The sequence below is a fragment of the Marivirga aurantiaca genome, from assembly GCF_016679925.1.
In the GTDB taxonomy this organism is placed as follows: Bacteria; Bacteroidota; Bacteroidia; order Cytophagales; family Cyclobacteriaceae; genus Marivirga; species Marivirga aurantiaca.
Genome location: NZ_JAEQBW010000001.1, coordinates 1250498 through 1269073, shown reverse-complemented (window position 1 = coordinate 1269073; position 18576 = coordinate 1250498). Strand labels below are relative to the sequence as shown.

The following is an 18576-nucleotide window of genomic DNA, read 5'->3' as shown; positions in this document are numbered from 1 at the left end:
ACAATGCAAAAAATAATTTCCATCTTTTTTATAGTGTTACAATTGAGTTTAGGTGCTCTCTTTGTGTATGCCGGTGTTAGGAAATTTATTCCTAATCCGGCTCGCAAAGCTGCCACAGAGCAAAGCATAGAACCACCTGCTCATGTAGTACAAATGAAAGCTTTTATCGGGGGACTAAAAGCTCCCGATTATTTCTGGCCGCTTTTAGGAGTTGTAGAAATTCTTGCCGGCCTGCTTTTGATCTCTCAATATTTTGCACTGGCAGGAGCATTTTTATTACTTCCTGTCACCCTTAATATATTTCTATTTCACCTGTATCTAAAACCGGAAGATACTCCGGGCTTGCTAATGAGTGGCCTTTACCTGGCAGGAAATCTACTCATTATTCTATATGATTATAAAAAATTAAGACTTACATTTTTTACACCTAAACCTTTATTGAAATGAAACATTTTATTGTGTTAATAGCATGTGTGATGGCTACATCTGCCATGGCTCAAAAAAAGAAAAAGCAACAGGACATAGCCTCCATTAAAGCCATGTGTGGCTGCTATGAAGTAGCCTTCAATTTCGCAGAAACTTTTGCGCCTGATAAAGAGTATGAATTCCATGACAATTACCGTTCAAGTGCATTGGAGTATGTTTTTCCCATTGAAGAAAAGTCCGATAAAATTGTATTGCAACACTTATTAATTGTTGGAGATACCATGATCATCAAGCATTGGCGTCAGGACTGGTTATATGAGAATCAGGATATTTATGCTTTTCAGAAAGATAATACATGGGATTACCAACAGTTGCCAAAATCTCAGGTTGTTGGTCAGTGGACTCAAAAAGTTTATCAGGTAGATGACGGCCCACGCTATGAAGGTTCAGGCAGTTGGGTGCATATCGATGGTAAAAATTATTGGGAAGCAAAAGCAGATGCACCACTTCCGAGACGTGAATTTTCAAAAAGGGATGATTACAATGTGATGGCCCGGATCAATCGCCAGGAAATTACCGATTACGGCTGGTTGCATGAGCAGGATAATCAGAAGATTTTGAGAGCAGATGGTAAGGACAAATTATTGGCATGGGAAAAAGGATGGAATACTTATACTAAAACGGAAGATTCTAAATGTCAGGTGGCCAAAGACTGGTGGTCAGAATATGCTGCCTACTGGGCTGATGTAAGAACGGTATGGGATGAGTTATTTGCCAGCAAGGAAACTATCTCTATTAGAGGGAAAGTGGAAGATAAAGTACTTTTTATGCAATTGTTTTCTTTACAGGACGTATTACTGGAAGAGGAGAGCTACAACTCGGAAAAAGCGCAGCTCAAAATCAAAGAAACCATTCAAAAATATCTAAAAAGTGACCAAAGGCTGGTTTTAAAATAAATCGTTTGCCTAAAGTCCTCAAGTTGGGATTGGAAATGAACGCTTTCCAATCCCTTTGAGGCACAATCATACCCAAGCTTAAGTTTCCTCTTTAAACAAATAATTTCACAATTGAATTGGCAAATCTCCACTGATAGATAATAGAAGTTGATGAAAATAATCCAATGCTCGTCTGCGGGGACACAACACGAGGGCGGGCAGGGGCAGATTGGCCAGCGGAAAGGTTCATGCAAATCCTGTCTTGAGGGGATTTCCGCTAATCCATTTTACTCTCCAATATTCCACAGATCGTCATGGTTCGTGTCTCACGAACCATCAGAGAGGGTCAATATGACAAATAAGATTATTATTTAATTTTCAATTATTTTCTGTTTTATCATTTAAGGCGATAGATTTACAACTGAGATCACCTTTTCCTTTACAATAAATTTATTATCCAGTTATGCAGCACAGAAAATCCTATAGAATGGCCAAAGCCGGAGCCATCAATCAACTCAAATTAGTAGAAGAGCCAATTGATGCACCTGGCTCGCATCAGGTTCAGGTAAAAGTTCATTCAATAGGTCTCAATTTTGCGGATGTTTTTGCCATCTTAGGATTATATAGTGCCACCCCTAAAGGAAGTTTTGTACCCGGACTGGAATATGCAGGGGAAATAGTAGCTATTGGCGAGGCTGTAAGTGATTGGAAAATTGGAGACCGAGTGATGGGTGTTACCCGTTTTGGAGCTTATACTTCACAAATCAATATTGAAGAAAACTATATCGCACACATTCCAACTGACTGGAGTTATCAGGAAGGTGCTGCCTTTTTAGTACAGGCACTTACCGCATATTATGGCTTATTCCATTTAGGGAATATACAAAAAGGCCATACAGTATTGATTCACAGTGCTGCCGGTGGGGTAGGTTTACTGGCCAATAGAATGGCGCAAAAAGCAGGAGCCTATACCATAGGTACTGTAGGTAGTGAAAGCAAAATTGAACTGTTAAAAGAGGAAGGCTATCAGGATTATATCGTCCGCGACAAACATTTCAAGAAAAAATTGCATGACTCTTTAAAAGGTAGGCAATTGAACCTGATCATGGAATGCATAGGTGGCGAAGTATTTAAAGCCGGTTATGATTTACTGGCTCCGCAGGGCAGAGTGGTGAATTATGGATCTGCGCGTTATGGAGACACAAAAAACTCACCTAATTGGTTACGTCTCGCATGGCTATACCTCACACGTCCAAAAATTGATCCGCAAAAAATGATTGAAACCAATAAAGCCATTTTAGGTTTTAATCTGATCTGGCTTTACGAAAAAAAGGATTTAATGTCCCAAATTTTAAATGAATTGGAAGCCTTGAAAATGCCTGCTCCTTATATTGGTCATACTTTCAACTATGATCAAATGTATGAGGCCATTAAACTTTTCCAGTCTGGCAAAACAGTAGGTAAAGTAGTGGTAAAAGTAATTGATGAGTAGTTTTATTTTCCCGAAACCTTTCCTTTAAAGAAATCCCAAAATTCTTTTCTTTCCTCTTTGGAACTGGCTAATTTCTTGACCGTTCGCAGAAAACTTCCATCTGACCTGTCTTTCTTTATTGGCTTTATGTCCGGCAGTGGGGCAGGGGTTTGCTTTTCTTCGGGCACCACCGTATTTGTTTCTTCAGATGCCTGTTTTCTCATTCCAAAACTTTTAGGGTCCAGTTGCCCGGCATGTTCGTAATGAGTATTCGCTTTTTTCCTATAACCCATTTTTTCAAGTACCAGACCTAAGTTGTTATGGGAAATGGCATCTTCAGGATCTATTTCAATAGCTTTCTGATAATCCGTTTTAGCGCCTTCTAAGTTGCCGAGGCCATCCTTTATAAAGGCTCTGCTGGCATATCGAAACGGATTTTCAGGTTCAAGCGATACAGCATGGTCAAAATCAGCAATAGCTTTGTCAGCATTTTTGGACATATAATAAATTAATCCCCGTTCTCCAAAAAAATGCGCTTCATCGGGTTGGATAGCAATGGCTTTCGACAAGTCAGACAATGCTGCATTGTAATCTTTAATCTTGAAATAGGCTTTTCCCCGCTGATAAAAGGCAAGAGGATTGGATTGGTCTACTTCTATGTATTTGGAATATAAATGAATCCCTTGTTTGAAATCACCTTTTTGACAAAATGACGAGGCTGTTTGCAGTAAAATGTTGATTTCTTCCATACTTATAAATACGTCCCGCTGGTAAATTGTTTGTACTCGATCCTCCAAAATTATACAAGTATTTATCTAAAGAAAAGCATTAATGTGTTTTGATGTCATTTTAGCTCATTAAAATTTTTATACATGAGTTGGGATGATTAAAGCCTAATTAGATGAAGCAACCGAGTGTAGATTTGCATGAATATAGATAGGTTATCAAATGATGAAATCCTATTTTTGGACTTCTAAAACAAATTACTGAATTATGGTACAACCATGGATGCGTGGAGTTTTATTAATAGGTGCTGTTTACAATATTGCCTGGGCACTTTTCCTGTACTGGAAACCCGGAAGCTATATTAAATGGATAAGTGAAGGAGAGCAAACAGAGAATCCCTGGGTTATTTATCAGGCCATTGGGGTGGGCATCATTGGATTATGTATGTTTTTAAGTACTTTATATCCTATAAAGTTACGTTGGCTTATTGTATTGACATTTATTGCCAAGTTATTAGGAGGGTTATTTGTTTATCAGCTAATAATGGAAGCTATGTTCACTAAGAAATTTATGTTTCACTTGTTAATGAATGACTTAGTTTGGTTAATCCCACTTTTCTTAACCAGCTGGGCTGCATTCAAATCACAAAATGACCGTTAACAGCCTTTTGATTTCATAGTATTCTCAAAACACACCATATTGAATCATGAAATGAGCATCCCGAGTACTCGGGACCAACCAAGGATGAATCATTCCATAGTTTGCCCCGATAAATCGGAGTGACCATTAAAACCAAATTATATACACATGAATAAATACATTATACGATTACAACTACTAATATTAGCCTCTTTCCTTTTTGTTCATCATAACTTTGCTCAATATCAGCAAGGAAATTCTTCTACTGAAGTTTTGCATGACCTTCAAAAGCTCAGACATACTGCCCGCGTACTTTATATAGCTGCCCATCCGGATGATGAAAATACACGTCTCATTAGCTACTTATCCAAAGGGAGAAAATTTGAAACAGCTTATTTATCGTTAACACGAGGCGATGGTGGTCAAAATGTAATTGGACCTGAATTAAGTGAAGGACTGGGACTTATCCGTACGCAGGAATTATTGGCGGCAAGAAGAATTGATGGAGGAAATCAGTTTTTTACACGTGCTAATGATTTTGGTTATTCGAAACATCCTGATGAAACTTTTAATAAATGGAACAGGGAAAAAGTGTTATCCGATGTGGTGTGGGTAATTCGTAATTTCCAACCTGATATTATTATTACACGATTTAATGAAACACCCGGAAGTACCCATGGTCATCATACTGCCTCGGCTATTTTGGCAAGAGAAGCTTTTCATAAGGCAGCTAATCCTGAAATTTTCCCCGGACAACTTGAGTATGTAAAAACCTGGGAAACGAAAAAATTGTACTGGAATACTTCTTCATGGTTTTTCAGAGGAGATAAAGAGTTTTCAGAGGATGATTATACTTTGGTAAATGTAGGCGAGTATAGTTCTGTGCTTGGTTTGTCCTACACGGAAATTGCTGCCCTAAGCAGAAGTCAACACAAATCTCAGGCTTTTGGCTCTTCAGGGGTACGAGGCGAGGAGATCGAATACCTGGAACAGTGGGAAGGGAAAGGAAAGAATAACGCTCTTTTTGATGGGATATCAACGAATTGGGATGAATTCGAAAATGGAAATAAAATCAGCTCCACAATCGAACAGATTTTGTCTAAATATTCAGCAGAAAATCCGGCTGACATTATAACGGATTTACTTCAATTAAGAGATCTAATTGACCAATTGCCAGCAAGTGCCGTAAGAAAAAATAAGCTTTCCCAGATAGATCAGTTAATTTTAAAGTGTAGTGGTTTCTATCACCTTTTGCATCATGCTCAAAACTATGCCTCTCCTTCGGATAGTTTATCTGTAAATATGGAATTAGTGAATAGATCTGAGGCTGAGATTGAATTAAAAAGAATTGAAATAGCCGAAGTCTCTTTTTCCAAAAGCTACAATCAAGAATTGGCCAATAATGAGGTGCTTCATCTAAATCTGCCTGTAATGATCAGCAAAGATCAATCCTACTCTAATCCTTATTGGTTGGAAAAGGGTGCCGCAAATGGAATGTACCAGGTAGATGATCAGTTAAAAATAGGTCATCCAGAGAACAAACCTACTATCTCTGCAACTATTACTTTAACAATTAATGGACAGGAAATGGAAATTTCATCTCCCCTGATGCATAAACATACCGATAGAATTAAAGGAGAGGTTATCCAGCCATTCTATATAGTACCTGCTGTATCCATCAGTTTTTCAGAAGAAGTAGTAATATTTACAAAAGAGAAGCAGGAAAAAGACCTGACCATAAAGGTAAAAGCATTAAAAAATGAGGTTTCAGGAGAATTACAATTAGAATTGCCAGATTCATGGGAAGTGGTGAGTGCTAAATTAATGGACTTTTCTTTACTTGATAAAAATGAAGAAGTTAGTTTCAATATCAGGTTGAGAAGTGGTGTAAATCTTGGCCAATATTCCTTAAAAGCCGAAGTAGTTTTGGATAATGGGACTATCATAGACCAACACCTTACTGAAATTCAGTATGATCATATTCCGCATCAGGTAATATTAAATAAAGCACAATCCAAATTGGTGCTTTCTGATATTCAAATCGTAGGTAAAAAAATAGGATATATAGAAGGGGCAGGAGATGGTGTGAAAGAAGCCTTAAGAGCGATGGGCTATGAGGTGGAAACCATCAATATTGCTACGGCCTCTATTAAGGAATTAAAGCAATATGATGCTATAGTTGCAGGCATACGTGCCTACAATACTAATGAAGCCTTACAAGATAATTATAAAAAATTATTTACTTATATGGAACTAGGCGGCACATATCTTGTTCAGTATAATACAAGTTATAGTTTGCCTGAGAAAGATTTTTGGCCTTATCCATTGCAAATTTCCAGGGATCGAATTACTGTGGAAGAGGCCGAGCTTGAATTCCTCAATCCAAATCATCAGTTATTAAATTATCCAAATAAAATACAAAAGATAGATTTTGAAGATTGGATTCAGGAACGTGGCCTTTATTTCCCGGCTAATTGGGATAGTAATTATCAGACTATTTTAAAAGGCAGTGATCCTGGTGAAGCTCCTTTGACGGGATCCGTTTTAACAGCTAAGTATGGTAAAGGAAAGTTTGTTTATACCGGCTTAAGTTTTTTCCGTGAACTTCCAGCTGGTGTGCCCGGGGCATATCGTATTTTCGCTAATTTGGTAGCACCTGTTCCAAAAAAATAGGAAAAGTACATCTTCATCAAGTATTTATAGGCGTTAGTCGATTACTTGAATAGAAATATAAACAATTTACATACTTTCGTGTATAATGTGAAAACAAATCTGGAAGGCTAATAGGATCCATTACCAATCCCATTTACTTTAAGATATGTAAATTTTAAATATCACTACACTAAATTTGATTCAAATGAAATTAGAAGAAGAAATCAAACAATTAAAATTTGTAAATGAAAAGCAGAAAGCAATATTAAATGTAATTTATACAGCTAACTGGATGTCTTCTATACAGCATAAAATATTCAAAAGACATAAAATCACTTCTCCTCAATATAATGTTTTGAGAATTCTGCGGGGTAAATACCCGGAACCCCTTACTGTTTCTTCTATTCAGGAAAGGATGTTGGATAAAATGTCAAACGCTTCACGATTGGTTGACAAATTAGTAGATAAAAACTATGCGGAAAGATCCACCTGTTTGTATGACAGACGCCAGGTAGATGTTACTATTACTGAAAAAGGGCAGAAGCTTTTAAAAGCAATTGAGCCTGAATTAAATGAATTTCACGATAGTAGATTGATCCTTTCAGAAAAGGATGCCGAGATGGTCAATTCAGTACTTGATAAAATTAGAGGTTAAAATTTATATAGAATCAAATATCAGGGATTGAGTGTTGAAAATCAACAAATACACCTGATCTCATATAATTGCTTCAAAATCCAATAAACATCTTGTTTCGCTAAAAAAAATAGGCGTAGCAAGATGTTTTTTTTGTGCAATAATTAAAATAATTCAATCGATATAACCAACACAAAAGGTAACTCCCATTTTTTCAAAATAATTGTATTGAACTAATACAAATACTTATATTAGCATAAAAATACTGGCTGATAAAACCTGATTTCCTGATATGAAAAGCTTATATAAAAAAATTATTCTGGTTATCCTTTCTCTGATTATTATTTTAATAGCCGTATTTTTAATGGGCCCTAAAATAAAGGAACCGGAATTTTCAGAAGATATACCTACAGTAGAAACTGATTTAAACAAATTGGATGAGTGGGTTCAGGCAAAAGAAATTATGGCAGGTGAAATTAAACCTGATAATGAAGCCAGGATTGTTTGGCAGGATTCAACACCATCAAAAACAGAATACGCACTGGTCTATCTGCATGGTTTTGGTGCCAGTCATAAAGAAGGTTTTCCTGTCAATTTAAACCTTGCAGATAGCCTGGATGCCAACTTATATTTGGCACGCCTTAAGGGACATGGATTAGTAGCTGAAAATGCTTTTGAAGGTATTACGGCCGAGAAATATATGCAATCTGCTTTGGAAGCTTTAGCTATAGGCCAACAATTAGGAGAAAAGGTAATACTAATGGGTACTTCTACTGGTGGTGCTCAGGCATTATACATGGCTTCGCAGTTTCCTGAAAAAGTACATGCCCTGATTCTTTACTCTCCTTACATAGAGTTAAGGGACAATAAAAATGCAGAGCTTGTAATTGGGCCATGGGGCAAACAAATCACGAAATGGACATTAGGAGGAGAGATTTCCACCACTGAAAGGCCTGATTCTGTAGCGGCCTATTGGTCTACTTTTTATCATGTAGATGGTTATTATTCCTTGTTCTCAATGATCGATATTACTATGCGTAATGAAACATTCAACGCCATTGATTGTCCTGTTTTTTTAGCTTACTACTATAAAAATGAAACTGAACAGGATAATGTGGTTTCTGTTGAGGCAATGAATGAAATGTTTGCTCAACTCAACTCAAACAATAAAAAGAAAATAGCTTTTCCTGAAACAGGAGATCATGTGATCGCATCTTCTCTTCGCTCTAAGGATTGGCGCTCTGTTCAGGATAGCTCTTGGGCTTTTTTAAAAGAATTGAACTAGAATTGGGTAAGCATCTGAATTGCTATCATTGAATAATTCTTCGCAATTGTAATATTTTTCTATTACATCTCAGTGGTTCCTCTCCCCAATAGGTTTTCTTCTTTCAAGTTGTTTTTTATCATTTCAGCAAACTCTGTTGAAAAGCTTAATATTGATTTTGGATTGACAGTTTCTGATTGGGCAGACCAAATGAGTCTTTCTGAATCTGCATCATACAAATTGGTTTCTAGAAAATACCGCTTGTCTTCCGCATAATATCCCCTGTCATATACCTGAGGGTACCAATGATTGTAGTATCCCCAGAAATTACCGTAATAACCAAATCGGCTGATTGGTGCATATATATAAGTTCCTGGTATATAGCGGGTTTCTGTTTCCTTATCAATGAGGGCGACTGTTAATATACCATCAAAACCATTTTGTCCGATGGCATCTAAAAGGTCTTCTTTACTGCCCATTTTTTCATCACGTAAACTTGGTGGAAAAAGGTCAAATCCACGAGTTACTTTCACTCCCTCATTACTCAATTCATTTTTTAGTTCACTTTCAATTGACTGTCTGACATTTACATTGTCAATCATGGCAGTGACTAGAATATCACTGTATTTTCTTTGTTGAGGTACCTCAGGATTAGTCCATGAGCCGGTAACTCTGGTGGTGGGCCCACAACTTACCATTAGTAGAAATATTCCTAATACAAAAAAGAGTGATTTATGAAAATGTTTCATTGTGATTTTATTTAGGTCAAAAAATGAGGATTATAAAAAAACTAGAGCAATATCCTTTGTAAGTTGACTCCTCTATCTTAAGATTACGGACTAATGTATTTATTGTTTCAGGTTTATATAAGCTATTATAGGGGTTAAAAAATTCTTCAACACTGATTAAATTCTATGAATTTTCAATAGAGAATAGGATCGGTCTGCCTCTTATGTCAATTGAAAAGTATTTGAATGCTGATTAATTATTTCTCCTCTTTCTTTCTGACATTGCTCTTCTTTTTGGCCATTTTTAAAACCATTTCTTTTGTCTGATATGAATAAGGATTTATATCTAGTCCTGCTTCTTTAAGAGCAATGGCTGTCCATACATTGGAGTTTTTAGTTAGGTAATATTTCTGATTACCCATGAAGAACCTACTGTTCAAACTAAAACCTTTCTCTCCTGGAATTGCCAAAGTATCATTTTCAAGTTCGAAATTTTCATATAGAAAAAGGCACAGATTTTCATAGCCTTCATTACTTATGGATATTGGAATAATTTCATCTGTTATTCTTTCCGCACCTTGGATGTCATTAATTCCCGCCACTTGCAATACAGAAGCTGTAGGCCATAAAGCGGCTTTGATACCATACCAAAGATTAAAGTCAGAATGTTGATAATAGTCCTTATCTCCCCAACCTACCAGGAGAAAGTTGAATTTACTGAAATCATATTCATCCGGCCAGCTTATACCTTCGAGGCAAGTGGAAGAAACAATTAAACCTGTATGCCATCCCTGGCTTACCACATAAATTACTTTACCCTCTTCAGTTAATTCAGTTTCCTGATGAGAACAAGCCAACATTGATAAGAGAAGTAGAGAAAACGTATTTAATTTCATCTGATATATAATTGAGGTTTTTCGGCATCAGGAATATTTTAAATACCTGTTCTTATATAAACTCTTAATACCAAAAATGGATATACCTGAACATTCGGCCTTTAAGTCTGGTTTGTTGAGTATTCAAATAATTGAAAATTGATGGATAGTCCTGAATAACTAAGTCAGTATCCTTTCGTTATTCCCTTTCAACTCTCAATTATTCAAATTAATTTTCAGGGTTCAAAATCTAATATTTTATGCAAGAGGAAAAAATCATTATTGTTGGTGCAGGTTTGGCCGGCCTGGTAGCTGCTATTGAATTGGAAAAAGCAGGTTTTAAACCAACAATTTTGGAGGCAAGTGACAGGGTAGGTGGTAGAGTGAAGACAGATGTAGTTTCCGGTTTTTTATTGGATCATGGTTTTCAGGTATTATTGACGGCTTATCCGGAAGCAAAAAGATATTTGGATTTTGATCAATTGCAGCTAAATTATTTTGATCCGGGAGCATTGATTTTTATGGAGGGGCAGTCATTCCGATTCAGCGATCCGTTAAGGCAACCTACAAGAGCCATAGAAATGTTACTTTCCCCAATAGGGACTTTTTCCGATAAGATTAAAATTTTTAAATGGACCCGCGCATTAAGAAAACAAAGTGTTGAGAAAATTTTCGCAAAGAAGGATCATACTGCTATGGAACTCCTAAAGCATAAAGGTTTTAGTGACGGTATCATTGAACAATTTTTTCAGCCATTTTTCGGGGGAATATTCCTTGAAAATGAGTTAAACACTTCCAGTAGAATGCTTGAGTTTGTAATGAAAATGTTTAGTGAGGGTTATGCCGCAATTCCTGCAGAAGGTATGGGTGCTATACCCAAAATGCTGGCCAATCAATTATCACAAACAAATATTTTGTACAATCAGAAAGTAACTAAAGTAGGATATAATAGGGTTGAGCTTGAAAGTGGAGAGAAAATGATAGCAAATGCCATTATTATTGCGACTAATCCGGAAGACTTAATGCCTCAGGTGGCCGGACAATTTGAGGGACAGCAAACCGTCACTAATCTCTATTTTGAGTCTGACGTAAATCCAATAGGAAACGCACTAATTGGTTTGGTGGTCAAAAAACAATCATTAATCAATAACTTTTGCCTGATGAACAATACTGCTGCTTCCTACGCTCCTGAAGGCAAGAATCTTTTTTCGGTTTCAGTAAATAATAATCAGGGACTTAAGATGGAGGAACTACAGCATAAGGTAATGATTGAATTAAAAGAACTTATGCCGGAACTTGCTCAGGCAAATTTAAAACATATAAAAACTTATTTCATTTCCAATGCACTGCCTGTAATAGATGATTTTCAATACAGCATGAAACCTTCTTCAACTAAAATTCAACAAGGAATCTATTTAGCTGGAGATTATTTGTTAAATGGTTCTATTAACGCAGCTATGTTGTCAGGCAGAATGGCCGCCCAAGCCGTTTATGAAGATACCAAAGGAAAAGGCTTCAGAAGTTGAAAATTCAATTGTATCTCATGAATTCCCTGTTTCTAGAGATTCAAATTAGATTTTGATTTTATTCTGGTGCATTGTATCATTTTTTCGAGCACACCTACCTTAAAATAGTGCAAATCCTTACATTTGTTAATTTCCTTTTTTTAAGAGGTTTTATCACTTTATTAACTAATAATCATATTTAATCTTTGAATAGGTTAAAATATATTCAATATTTTCAAATCCTTAGTTCTAAGCGTTCAAAATATAATACGCGATTAGTCTTTACAATTGTATATTAGTTTGGTGAATGGGTATAGTTATGAAATTTAATTTTGTACATTCAGAAATAACAGTCATAATCTGAAAACATTAAACTTCTAACCTATGAAACTACACTACCTAACTACCAAATTATTACTCTTCTTTCTATTCGTCCCTTTAATCTGTTCATATGCCCAAGAGAGTGAGGATGACTTTGATATTTTATCTTTAGAAGAACTAATGAATATTTCAGTTTCTGTTGCTTCTAATACGCAACTCACACAAAGAGAATCTCCCGGGATTATAAGTGTAATTACAGAAAGAGAAATTGCCAATATGGGAGCAAGGGATTTGATGGATGTCCTCAATATGATTCCTGGAGTATCTCTTGGAAAAGATGTTCAAGGCACTGTTGGATTTGGTTTGCGTGGTAATTGGGGCTTTGAGGGTAAAATCCTGATTCTAATGGATGGTATTGAGATGAACGAAACATTGTTTGCTACTACTCCATTGGGAAACCACTTTAATGTAAGCAATATCAGTAAAATTGAAATAATAAGAGGCCCCGGTTCAAGTATATATGGTGGATTTGCTGAATTAGGAGTAATTAATATTATCACCAAACATGGTGAAGAAGTAAACGGGTTAAGTGCTACAGGAACCTATGGAACAGGGGAGAAGACCTTCGCACGTAGAAACCTTAGCCTTACTACTGGTGATAAACTAGGTGATTTTGAATATGTAGTCAACGGCTTTATTGGTCAGGGGAATAGATCTGAAAGTGTATTTGAAGATATTAATGGTGTAAGGGCAAGTCTTACTGACCAGAATAGATTGGATCCTACACTTCTCAGTACTAAAATGAAATATAAGGATCTTAGTCTGAAGTTGATTTATGATGGGTATGAAACCACTTCATTAAACTGGTATGGTGAAATTGAAGAAAATGCCCCCTATTCTATGTCTTTTAAAAGTGTATATGGGGAGTTAAAATATGAATATAAGTTAAGTGAAAAAATCAGTATTATCCCCAGACTTGAAGTTAAGAATCAAAAACCCTGGAGAGTTTCTGATTCAGAAGATTGGTTATATGAAATATCTGCAAGTAGAACACGAGGAAACGTAACCTCCAATATACAGTTTACTGAAAATATTAATATGCAAGCTGGTTTCGAGGTTTATTCCGATGTAGCAAAAGACATTAGTGGGGGAACAGATTATTTTGGCCCTGGAGAGAGTGAAGTAGATTATTTTAATACAGCTGTGTTTGCACAAACAAGATTCATCTCAAATTTGGCTAATTTAACTCTTGGTCTTCGTTATGATGAGCATAGTGAATTCGGAGGAGCCCTTTCTCCTCGATTGGGAGTTACTAAAACATGGGGTAAATTACATACTAAATTTTTATATAACCAGTCTTTTCGCGCACCAGCAATAGAAAACATCAATCTTAGCTTTGATGGAACAATTGCACCTGAACGAACCCAGGTTTTTGAATTTGAACTAGGGTTCCAGGTCTCACCGAAAATGATATTGGTTGCTAACCTTTTTGATATTACAATCAAAGATCCTATTGTTTATTTTCTTGATGAAGAAGGAGGGGAGGGTTATGAAAATTTCCCTGAAACCGGAACACGTGGATTTGATATCGAATCCAAATACAAGGACAAGTGGGGATATATCAACATAAACTATTCTTTTTATTCCTCTAATAATAAAAATGAAGTGCCTTTATATAATATTCCTGACGAGGACGCTTCATTGCTGGGGATGCCTAACCACAGGCTAAACCTCTACAGTAACTTCAAAATCGGCAATAATTTCAGTATAAACCCATCATTTAATTTATATGGAAAGCGCTATACTGTTACAGGCCTTGATGGGAATGGAGATACTACTTTTGGAGCAGTTGATTCCGATCTGTTTTTGAATTTATTCTTTAATTACAGGAATCTATGGAAAGATAGAATAGATATTGGAATAGGGGTATACGATGTACTGGATCGAAAAATGAAATTTATACAGCCATATGACGGAGGTCATTTACCTCTCCCAGGAATGGGCAGAGAGTTAATGGTTCGTATGTCATTTAAAACTAATTGGTAAACAAGGTTGAAAAATTAATTATCTATCTTTTTTCAATTACCTAATGGTAGTCCTACTGACAGTGGGGCTACTTTTTTTTCAACAAAAGATAGAATGTCATTTCAATTTAAATAAGGATTCACAATCTTCTTTCAAAATGCCTCCCATAATAATAGTGTCCAAAGTACTGGTATTTGCTACCTCCTGTGCGCGTAAATTGATTTGTTTGCAATAAGTAGAGGCAAATGGAATATCCGCTCCGTATACTACCTGCCCGATTTCCGTCCAAATGATTGCTGACATACACATAGGACAAGGTTCCACTGTGCTATAAATTATTAAATCCTCCGGATGGTTATAATCCAATTTGTCTATTTTCCTTAACGCATTTATTTCAGCATGAGCTATAGCACCATCATGTATTGCAGTGTTATAGGCCCCAACAAACTGTCCTTCATTATCAACAATTACAGATCCGAACGGAGTTTTACTTTCCCGAGCCAAATCAATGGCCATTTTCATCCAAAATTCATGCGATTCCTCCATTTAAATATTGATTAATGACTTCTTTCAAATATATGATTTTTTATACCTAGATTTTGTTAACTTTATTTCTCAAATATTATCAATTGTATCAATGAAAATAACAAAAAAACTAATTTACATTTTAGTCTGTTCCTTCTTCATCTATTCTTGCAATCCGGCAAAGGAAGATCAGGAAAATGATTTAACGAGAATTAATCAGGAAGTGTTGAATAACAGTCAGGCTTACTCTAACCTTGAAAAGATTACCACTGATATAGGCCACAGACTCACTGGTTCTGAAAATGGAAAAAAAGCAGAGCAGTATACATATGATCTCTTTAAATCCTATGGTTTTGACAATGTTCAATTCCATGAATTTGAGGTAGAGGCATGGTCACGGGATACTGTAAGCCTTTCAGTGAATGAAGAAGAAATTCCTGAAGTGGTTTCTCTGGGGCATTCACCTGTATCTGTTGATGTAACAGCAGAAATATTGGACGTTGGAAATGGTTTAAGAGCTGATTTTGAAGCCAACAAAGAACAGGTAAAAGACAAAATAGCTTTAGTGTATATTGGGCTTCTTCCTGATAGTGAGGAAGGATTAAACAATATCCATCGATCAGAAAAAACCGCATTGGCTATTGAGTATGGTGCAAAAGGCATCATGATCATTAATCAAGTGCCGGGCGGTGTTTTGCTTACCGGTACTGCCTCGGTTACAGGCAAGTTAATTGATATTCCTGCAGTATGTATTACCTACGAAAAAGGAATTGAGCTTAAATCAGAGTTAAAAGAAGGTGAGAAATTAAATGCTCATATTACTATGAAGAACAATAGCGATATGATCAAATCCAGAAATGTAATTGCTACATTAGAAGGCTCTGAGCTGAAAAATGAAAATATTCTTGTAGGAGGCCATTTAGACAGCTGGGATTTATCAACAGGTGCAATTGATAATGGTATTGGTATTGCCGCCATTCTGGATATGGCGCGTACTTTTAAAGCATTGGATATCCAGCCAAAGAGAAATATTCAGTTTGTAATGTTCATGGGTGAGGAACAGGGGCTTTTAGGCTCCAAAGCAATGGTTGCACAATTAAAAAAATCTAATACCTTACAAAACGTGCGCTACATGATGAATATAGACATGAGCGGTAATCCAAAAGGTTATAATGCTTCGGGCAGAGAGGAAATGATGAATCTTTTTGAAAATATCGGAGACAAAATTCAGGCAGTGGACAGTACTTATGCTAACGAAAATGCCAATAGGGCAGGATTACATAGTGATCATCAAAGTTTTATGATGGAAGGTGTACCAGTAGTAGGTCTTGTGGGACAGTTGGATAGAAAAGTTTACGATTTCTATCATTCCAATGGTGATGATTTTGAATTGGTAAATGAGTCCCACTTGAAAAATACTGTGAGGTTTGGTAGCATGTTTTTATTGGAATTGGCAAATACTGATACTATTCCCGCACAATCTCTTACCTTTGAACAAACTAAAAAGTTTATGATTGACCAGGGCTTACGTGAAGAACTTGAGTTGGGCAATGAATGGAGATGGGGAGAATAATCGTCTTGTCGGGTGAATAAAAAAATAAATTCAGATAATAATAAACAAAAGTAAATAATTGTATGGCAGATTTTGATTTTGATGGAGACAAGGCTAAAGAGTCTTTCCAGAAAATAGTAAAAAACATCAGGCTAATTGTAATAGTAGTCGTGGTATTGGTGGCTATTATCAGCACCTTTTTTCAAGTAGGGGCTGAAGAAGTAGGAGTGATTACCCGCTTGGGTAAATACAACCGCACAGTGGAATCAGGCTTGAATTTTAAAATGCCTTTTGCTGAAAGTGTGATAAAGGTACCAGTTGAAAGGCAACAGAAACAAGAGTTTGGGTTTAGAACTACAAGTGCGGGAATACAGTCCACCTTTAGTAAGCGTGGTGCTGAAGATGAATCTTTAATGCTTACAGGTGATCTGAATTTGGCGGATGTAGAATGGGTAGTGCAATATAGAATTGACCTACCCTACAATTACCTCTTTAAAGTGAGGGATCCGGAAAATACTTTACGTGATATTTCTGAATCAGGTATGAGACAAATTGTGGGTGACCGTACTGTAAATGAAGTGTTGACAGTAGGTAGATCTGAAATAGCAGGTAAACTGAAAATCCTTATTCAGGAATTGTCCAATGAATATGAATTAGGTCTTCGGATCGAACAGGTAGTGCTGCAAGATGTAACACCTCCGGAACCGGTAAGATCTGCATTTAACGCAGTAAATGAAGCTCAACAGGAAAAGGAAACCTTGATCAACCAGGCGAAATCTGAATACAACAAGGTAATTCCGAAGGCTGCAGGTCAAGCGGAAGAAACCATCCAAAAGGCAGAAGGTTATGCGACCGAACGTGTGAATAATTCCAAAGGTCAGGTAGCACGTTTTAATCAACTTTATACCGAGTATATAAAAGCCCCACAGGTAACTAAGAGCAGGATTTATCTTGAGACTATGCAGGAAGTAATTCCGAAATTAGGAGATAAAATCATTATGGACGAAAAGGGAAGCAATGTTTTGCCTTTGTTGCAAATGACTTCACAAACTGCTAAAGGAAATCAATAAAAGGCGAATAAATTGATAATAAAAATATTATGAAGAAAAATACAATCACACTATTAATAGCCGCTGTTGTTATTATAGTAGTTATAGCACAATCTTTTTATATAGTAAATGAAGAAGAGCAAGTTGTAATCACTCAATTTGGAAGACCAGTTGGTGAAGCAGTAACAGAAGCCGGTATTCAGTTTAAAATTCCTTTTATTCAAAAGGCCAACTTTTTTGATAAGCGTTACTTGGAATGGGATGGTGATCCCAATCAAGTGCCTACAAAAGATAAAAAATTCATCTTTGTTGATACTTATGCCAGGTGGCAAATCACCGACCCTTTACAATTTTACAAACGTTTGACGAATGAAAGAGGTGCTCAGTCCAGGTTAGATGATATTTTGGATGGTGAAACCAGGGATTTCATTGCTAAAAACTATTTGGAAGAAACAGTGAGAACGAGTAACAGAACTCCTATTTCAAGTGGTGCGATTAGTGAGATTGTGGAAGATAGCCTGGTACAAATTTATGTAGGAAGAGACAGTATTCAGGAATACATCCAAAGATCTGCAAGCTTGCAAGCCCAGGATTTGGGTATAGCTATTCTGGATTTTAGGTTTAAGCGTATTAATTATGTGGAAGAAGTAAGGACGCAGGTTTATGAAAGAATGAAAAGTGAGCGTTACAGAATTGCTGACAAATTTCGATCAGAAGGTCAGGGTGAAGCTTCTCGTATTAACGGTGAAAAAGAAAGAGAATTAAAAACTATTCAGTCTGAAGCTTTCAGAAAAGCGGAAGAAATAAAGGGTAGGGCTGATGCGGAAGCTGCATCTATCTATGCTAATGCTTATGATAAAAACCTTCAGTCAAGGAATTTATATACCTTTTTGAAGTCCATGGAAACTTTCCAAAAAACTTTCAATTCTGAAACCACAGTCATACTTTCCACTGATAGCGAATTATATAAGTATCTGAAAAGTAGTCAATAATTTAAATTGATTATTTTTTTTCATCAATAGCCATCCGGATATAAGTCGGATGGCTATTTTTTTGGTCAATATAAGTTTCCTTCTAAAAATTGTTTAATCACTGATAATCATTCCCTCTTACCACATTCCATTTTTTACTTAATGAAAATTACCTTATTTTTCGGTTATGGACGATGGAAATGAGCTCGACAATAACAAACCACCTATATTGGGAAGTTGGAATAACTTTTATTTTCTGGTACTGGCAGTATTGGTTA

At 36.3% G+C, this 18576-nt stretch carries 16 protein-coding genes; 12 read left to right on the top strand and 4 right to left on the bottom strand.

Features of this window, described 5'->3' with window-relative positions:
- Positions 1-3 precede the first annotated feature (3 nt).
- From JKA74_RS05225 to JKA74_RS05215, 3 genes are all read left to right on the top strand, one after another.
- Complete coding sequence (locus JKA74_RS05225) at positions 4-447, top strand: DoxX family protein (protein WP_201430092.1); 444 nt, start codon at positions 4-6, stop codon at positions 445-447.
- Positions 444-1382, top strand: a complete 939-nt coding sequence (locus JKA74_RS05220) for a DUF6607 family protein (protein ID WP_201430091.1) — start codon at positions 444-446, stop codon at positions 1380-1382. The genes JKA74_RS05225 and JKA74_RS05220 overlap by 4 nt, the downstream gene beginning before the upstream one ends.
- A 442-nt stretch (positions 1383-1824) precedes the next feature.
- Complete coding sequence (locus tag JKA74_RS05215) at positions 1825-2853, top strand: zinc-binding dehydrogenase (protein WP_201430090.1); 1029 nt, start codon at positions 1825-1827, stop codon at positions 2851-2853.
- Between the two features lie 2 nt (positions 2854-2855).
- Here the strand turns inward: JKA74_RS05215 and JKA74_RS05210 are convergent, their stop codons facing one another.
- Positions 2856-3581: a tetratricopeptide repeat protein gene (locus JKA74_RS05210; RefSeq protein ID WP_201430089.1), complete on the bottom strand. Its 726-nt coding sequence runs from the start codon at positions 3579-3581 to the stop codon at positions 2856-2858.
- A gap of 244 nt (positions 3582-3825) precedes the next feature.
- Between JKA74_RS05210 and JKA74_RS05205 the strand changes: the two genes are divergently transcribed.
- From JKA74_RS05205 to JKA74_RS05190, 4 genes are all read left to right on the top strand, one after another.
- Positions 3826-4218 carry a hypothetical protein gene (locus JKA74_RS05205; RefSeq protein WP_201430088.1) on the top strand — a complete coding sequence of 131 codons (393 nt, stop codon included), beginning with the start codon at positions 3826-3828 and terminating at the stop codon, positions 4216-4218.
- A gap of 147 nt (positions 4219-4365) precedes the next feature.
- Positions 4366-6870, top strand: coding sequence for a PIG-L family deacetylase (locus JKA74_RS05200; protein WP_201430087.1), 2505 nt, complete (start codon positions 4366-4368; stop codon positions 6868-6870).
- Between the two features lie 184 nt (positions 6871-7054).
- Positions 7055-7504: a MarR family winged helix-turn-helix transcriptional regulator gene (locus JKA74_RS05195; RefSeq protein WP_201430086.1), complete on the top strand. Its 450-nt coding sequence runs from the start codon at positions 7055-7057 to the stop codon at positions 7502-7504.
- 271 nt (positions 7505-7775) lie between these two features.
- Positions 7776-8768, top strand: a complete 993-nt coding sequence (locus tag JKA74_RS05190; protein WP_201430085.1) for an alpha/beta hydrolase — start codon at positions 7776-7778, stop codon at positions 8766-8768.
- A gap of 62 nt (positions 8769-8830) precedes the next feature.
- On the opposite strand, the gene JKA74_RS05185 is transcribed toward JKA74_RS05190, so the two are convergent.
- A complete protein-coding gene (locus JKA74_RS05185) occupies positions 8831-9496 on the bottom strand; it encodes a hypothetical protein (protein WP_201430084.1) in 666 nt (221 codons plus the stop codon).
- 236 nt (positions 9497-9732) lie between these two features.
- Positions 9733-10371, bottom strand: a complete 639-nt coding sequence (locus JKA74_RS05180; protein WP_201430083.1) for a DUF2459 domain-containing protein — start codon at positions 10369-10371, stop codon at positions 9733-9735.
- Positions 10372-10610: 239 nt separating this feature from the next.
- Here JKA74_RS05180 and JKA74_RS05175 point away from each other — a divergent pair, with 239 nt between their 5' ends.
- Positions 10611-11876 carry an NAD(P)/FAD-dependent oxidoreductase gene (locus JKA74_RS05175; RefSeq protein ID WP_201430082.1) on the top strand — a complete coding sequence of 422 codons (1266 nt, stop codon included), beginning with the start codon at positions 10611-10613 and terminating at the stop codon, positions 11874-11876.
- Between the two features lie 363 nt (positions 11877-12239).
- Positions 12240-14222 (top strand): TonB-dependent receptor plug domain-containing protein, encoded by a 1983-nt coding sequence (locus tag JKA74_RS05170; RefSeq protein WP_201430081.1) that lies wholly within the window; start codon positions 12240-12242, stop codon positions 14220-14222.
- A gap of 96 nt (positions 14223-14318) precedes the next feature.
- Here the strand turns inward: JKA74_RS05170 and JKA74_RS05165 are convergent, their stop codons facing one another.
- Positions 14319-14747 (bottom strand): nucleoside deaminase, encoded by a 429-nt coding sequence (locus JKA74_RS05165; RefSeq protein ID WP_201430080.1) that lies wholly within the window; start codon positions 14745-14747, stop codon positions 14319-14321.
- A 91-nt stretch (positions 14748-14838) separates the two neighbouring features.
- Between JKA74_RS05165 and JKA74_RS05160 the strand changes: the two genes are divergently transcribed.
- From JKA74_RS05160 to hflC, 3 genes are all read left to right on the top strand, one after another.
- Complete coding sequence (locus tag JKA74_RS05160; RefSeq protein ID WP_201430079.1) at positions 14839-16299, top strand: M20/M25/M40 family metallo-hydrolase; 1461 nt, start codon at positions 14839-14841, stop codon at positions 16297-16299.
- A 62-nt stretch (positions 16300-16361) separates the two neighbouring features.
- Complete coding sequence (hflK, locus tag JKA74_RS05155) at positions 16362-17348, top strand: FtsH protease activity modulator HflK (RefSeq protein WP_201430078.1); 987 nt, start codon at positions 16362-16364, stop codon at positions 17346-17348.
- Positions 17349-17377: 29 nt separating this feature from the next.
- Complete coding sequence (gene hflC, locus JKA74_RS05150; RefSeq protein ID WP_201430077.1) at positions 17378-18319, top strand: protease modulator HflC; 942 nt, start codon at positions 17378-17380, stop codon at positions 18317-18319.
- Positions 18320-18576 lie beyond the last annotated feature (257 nt).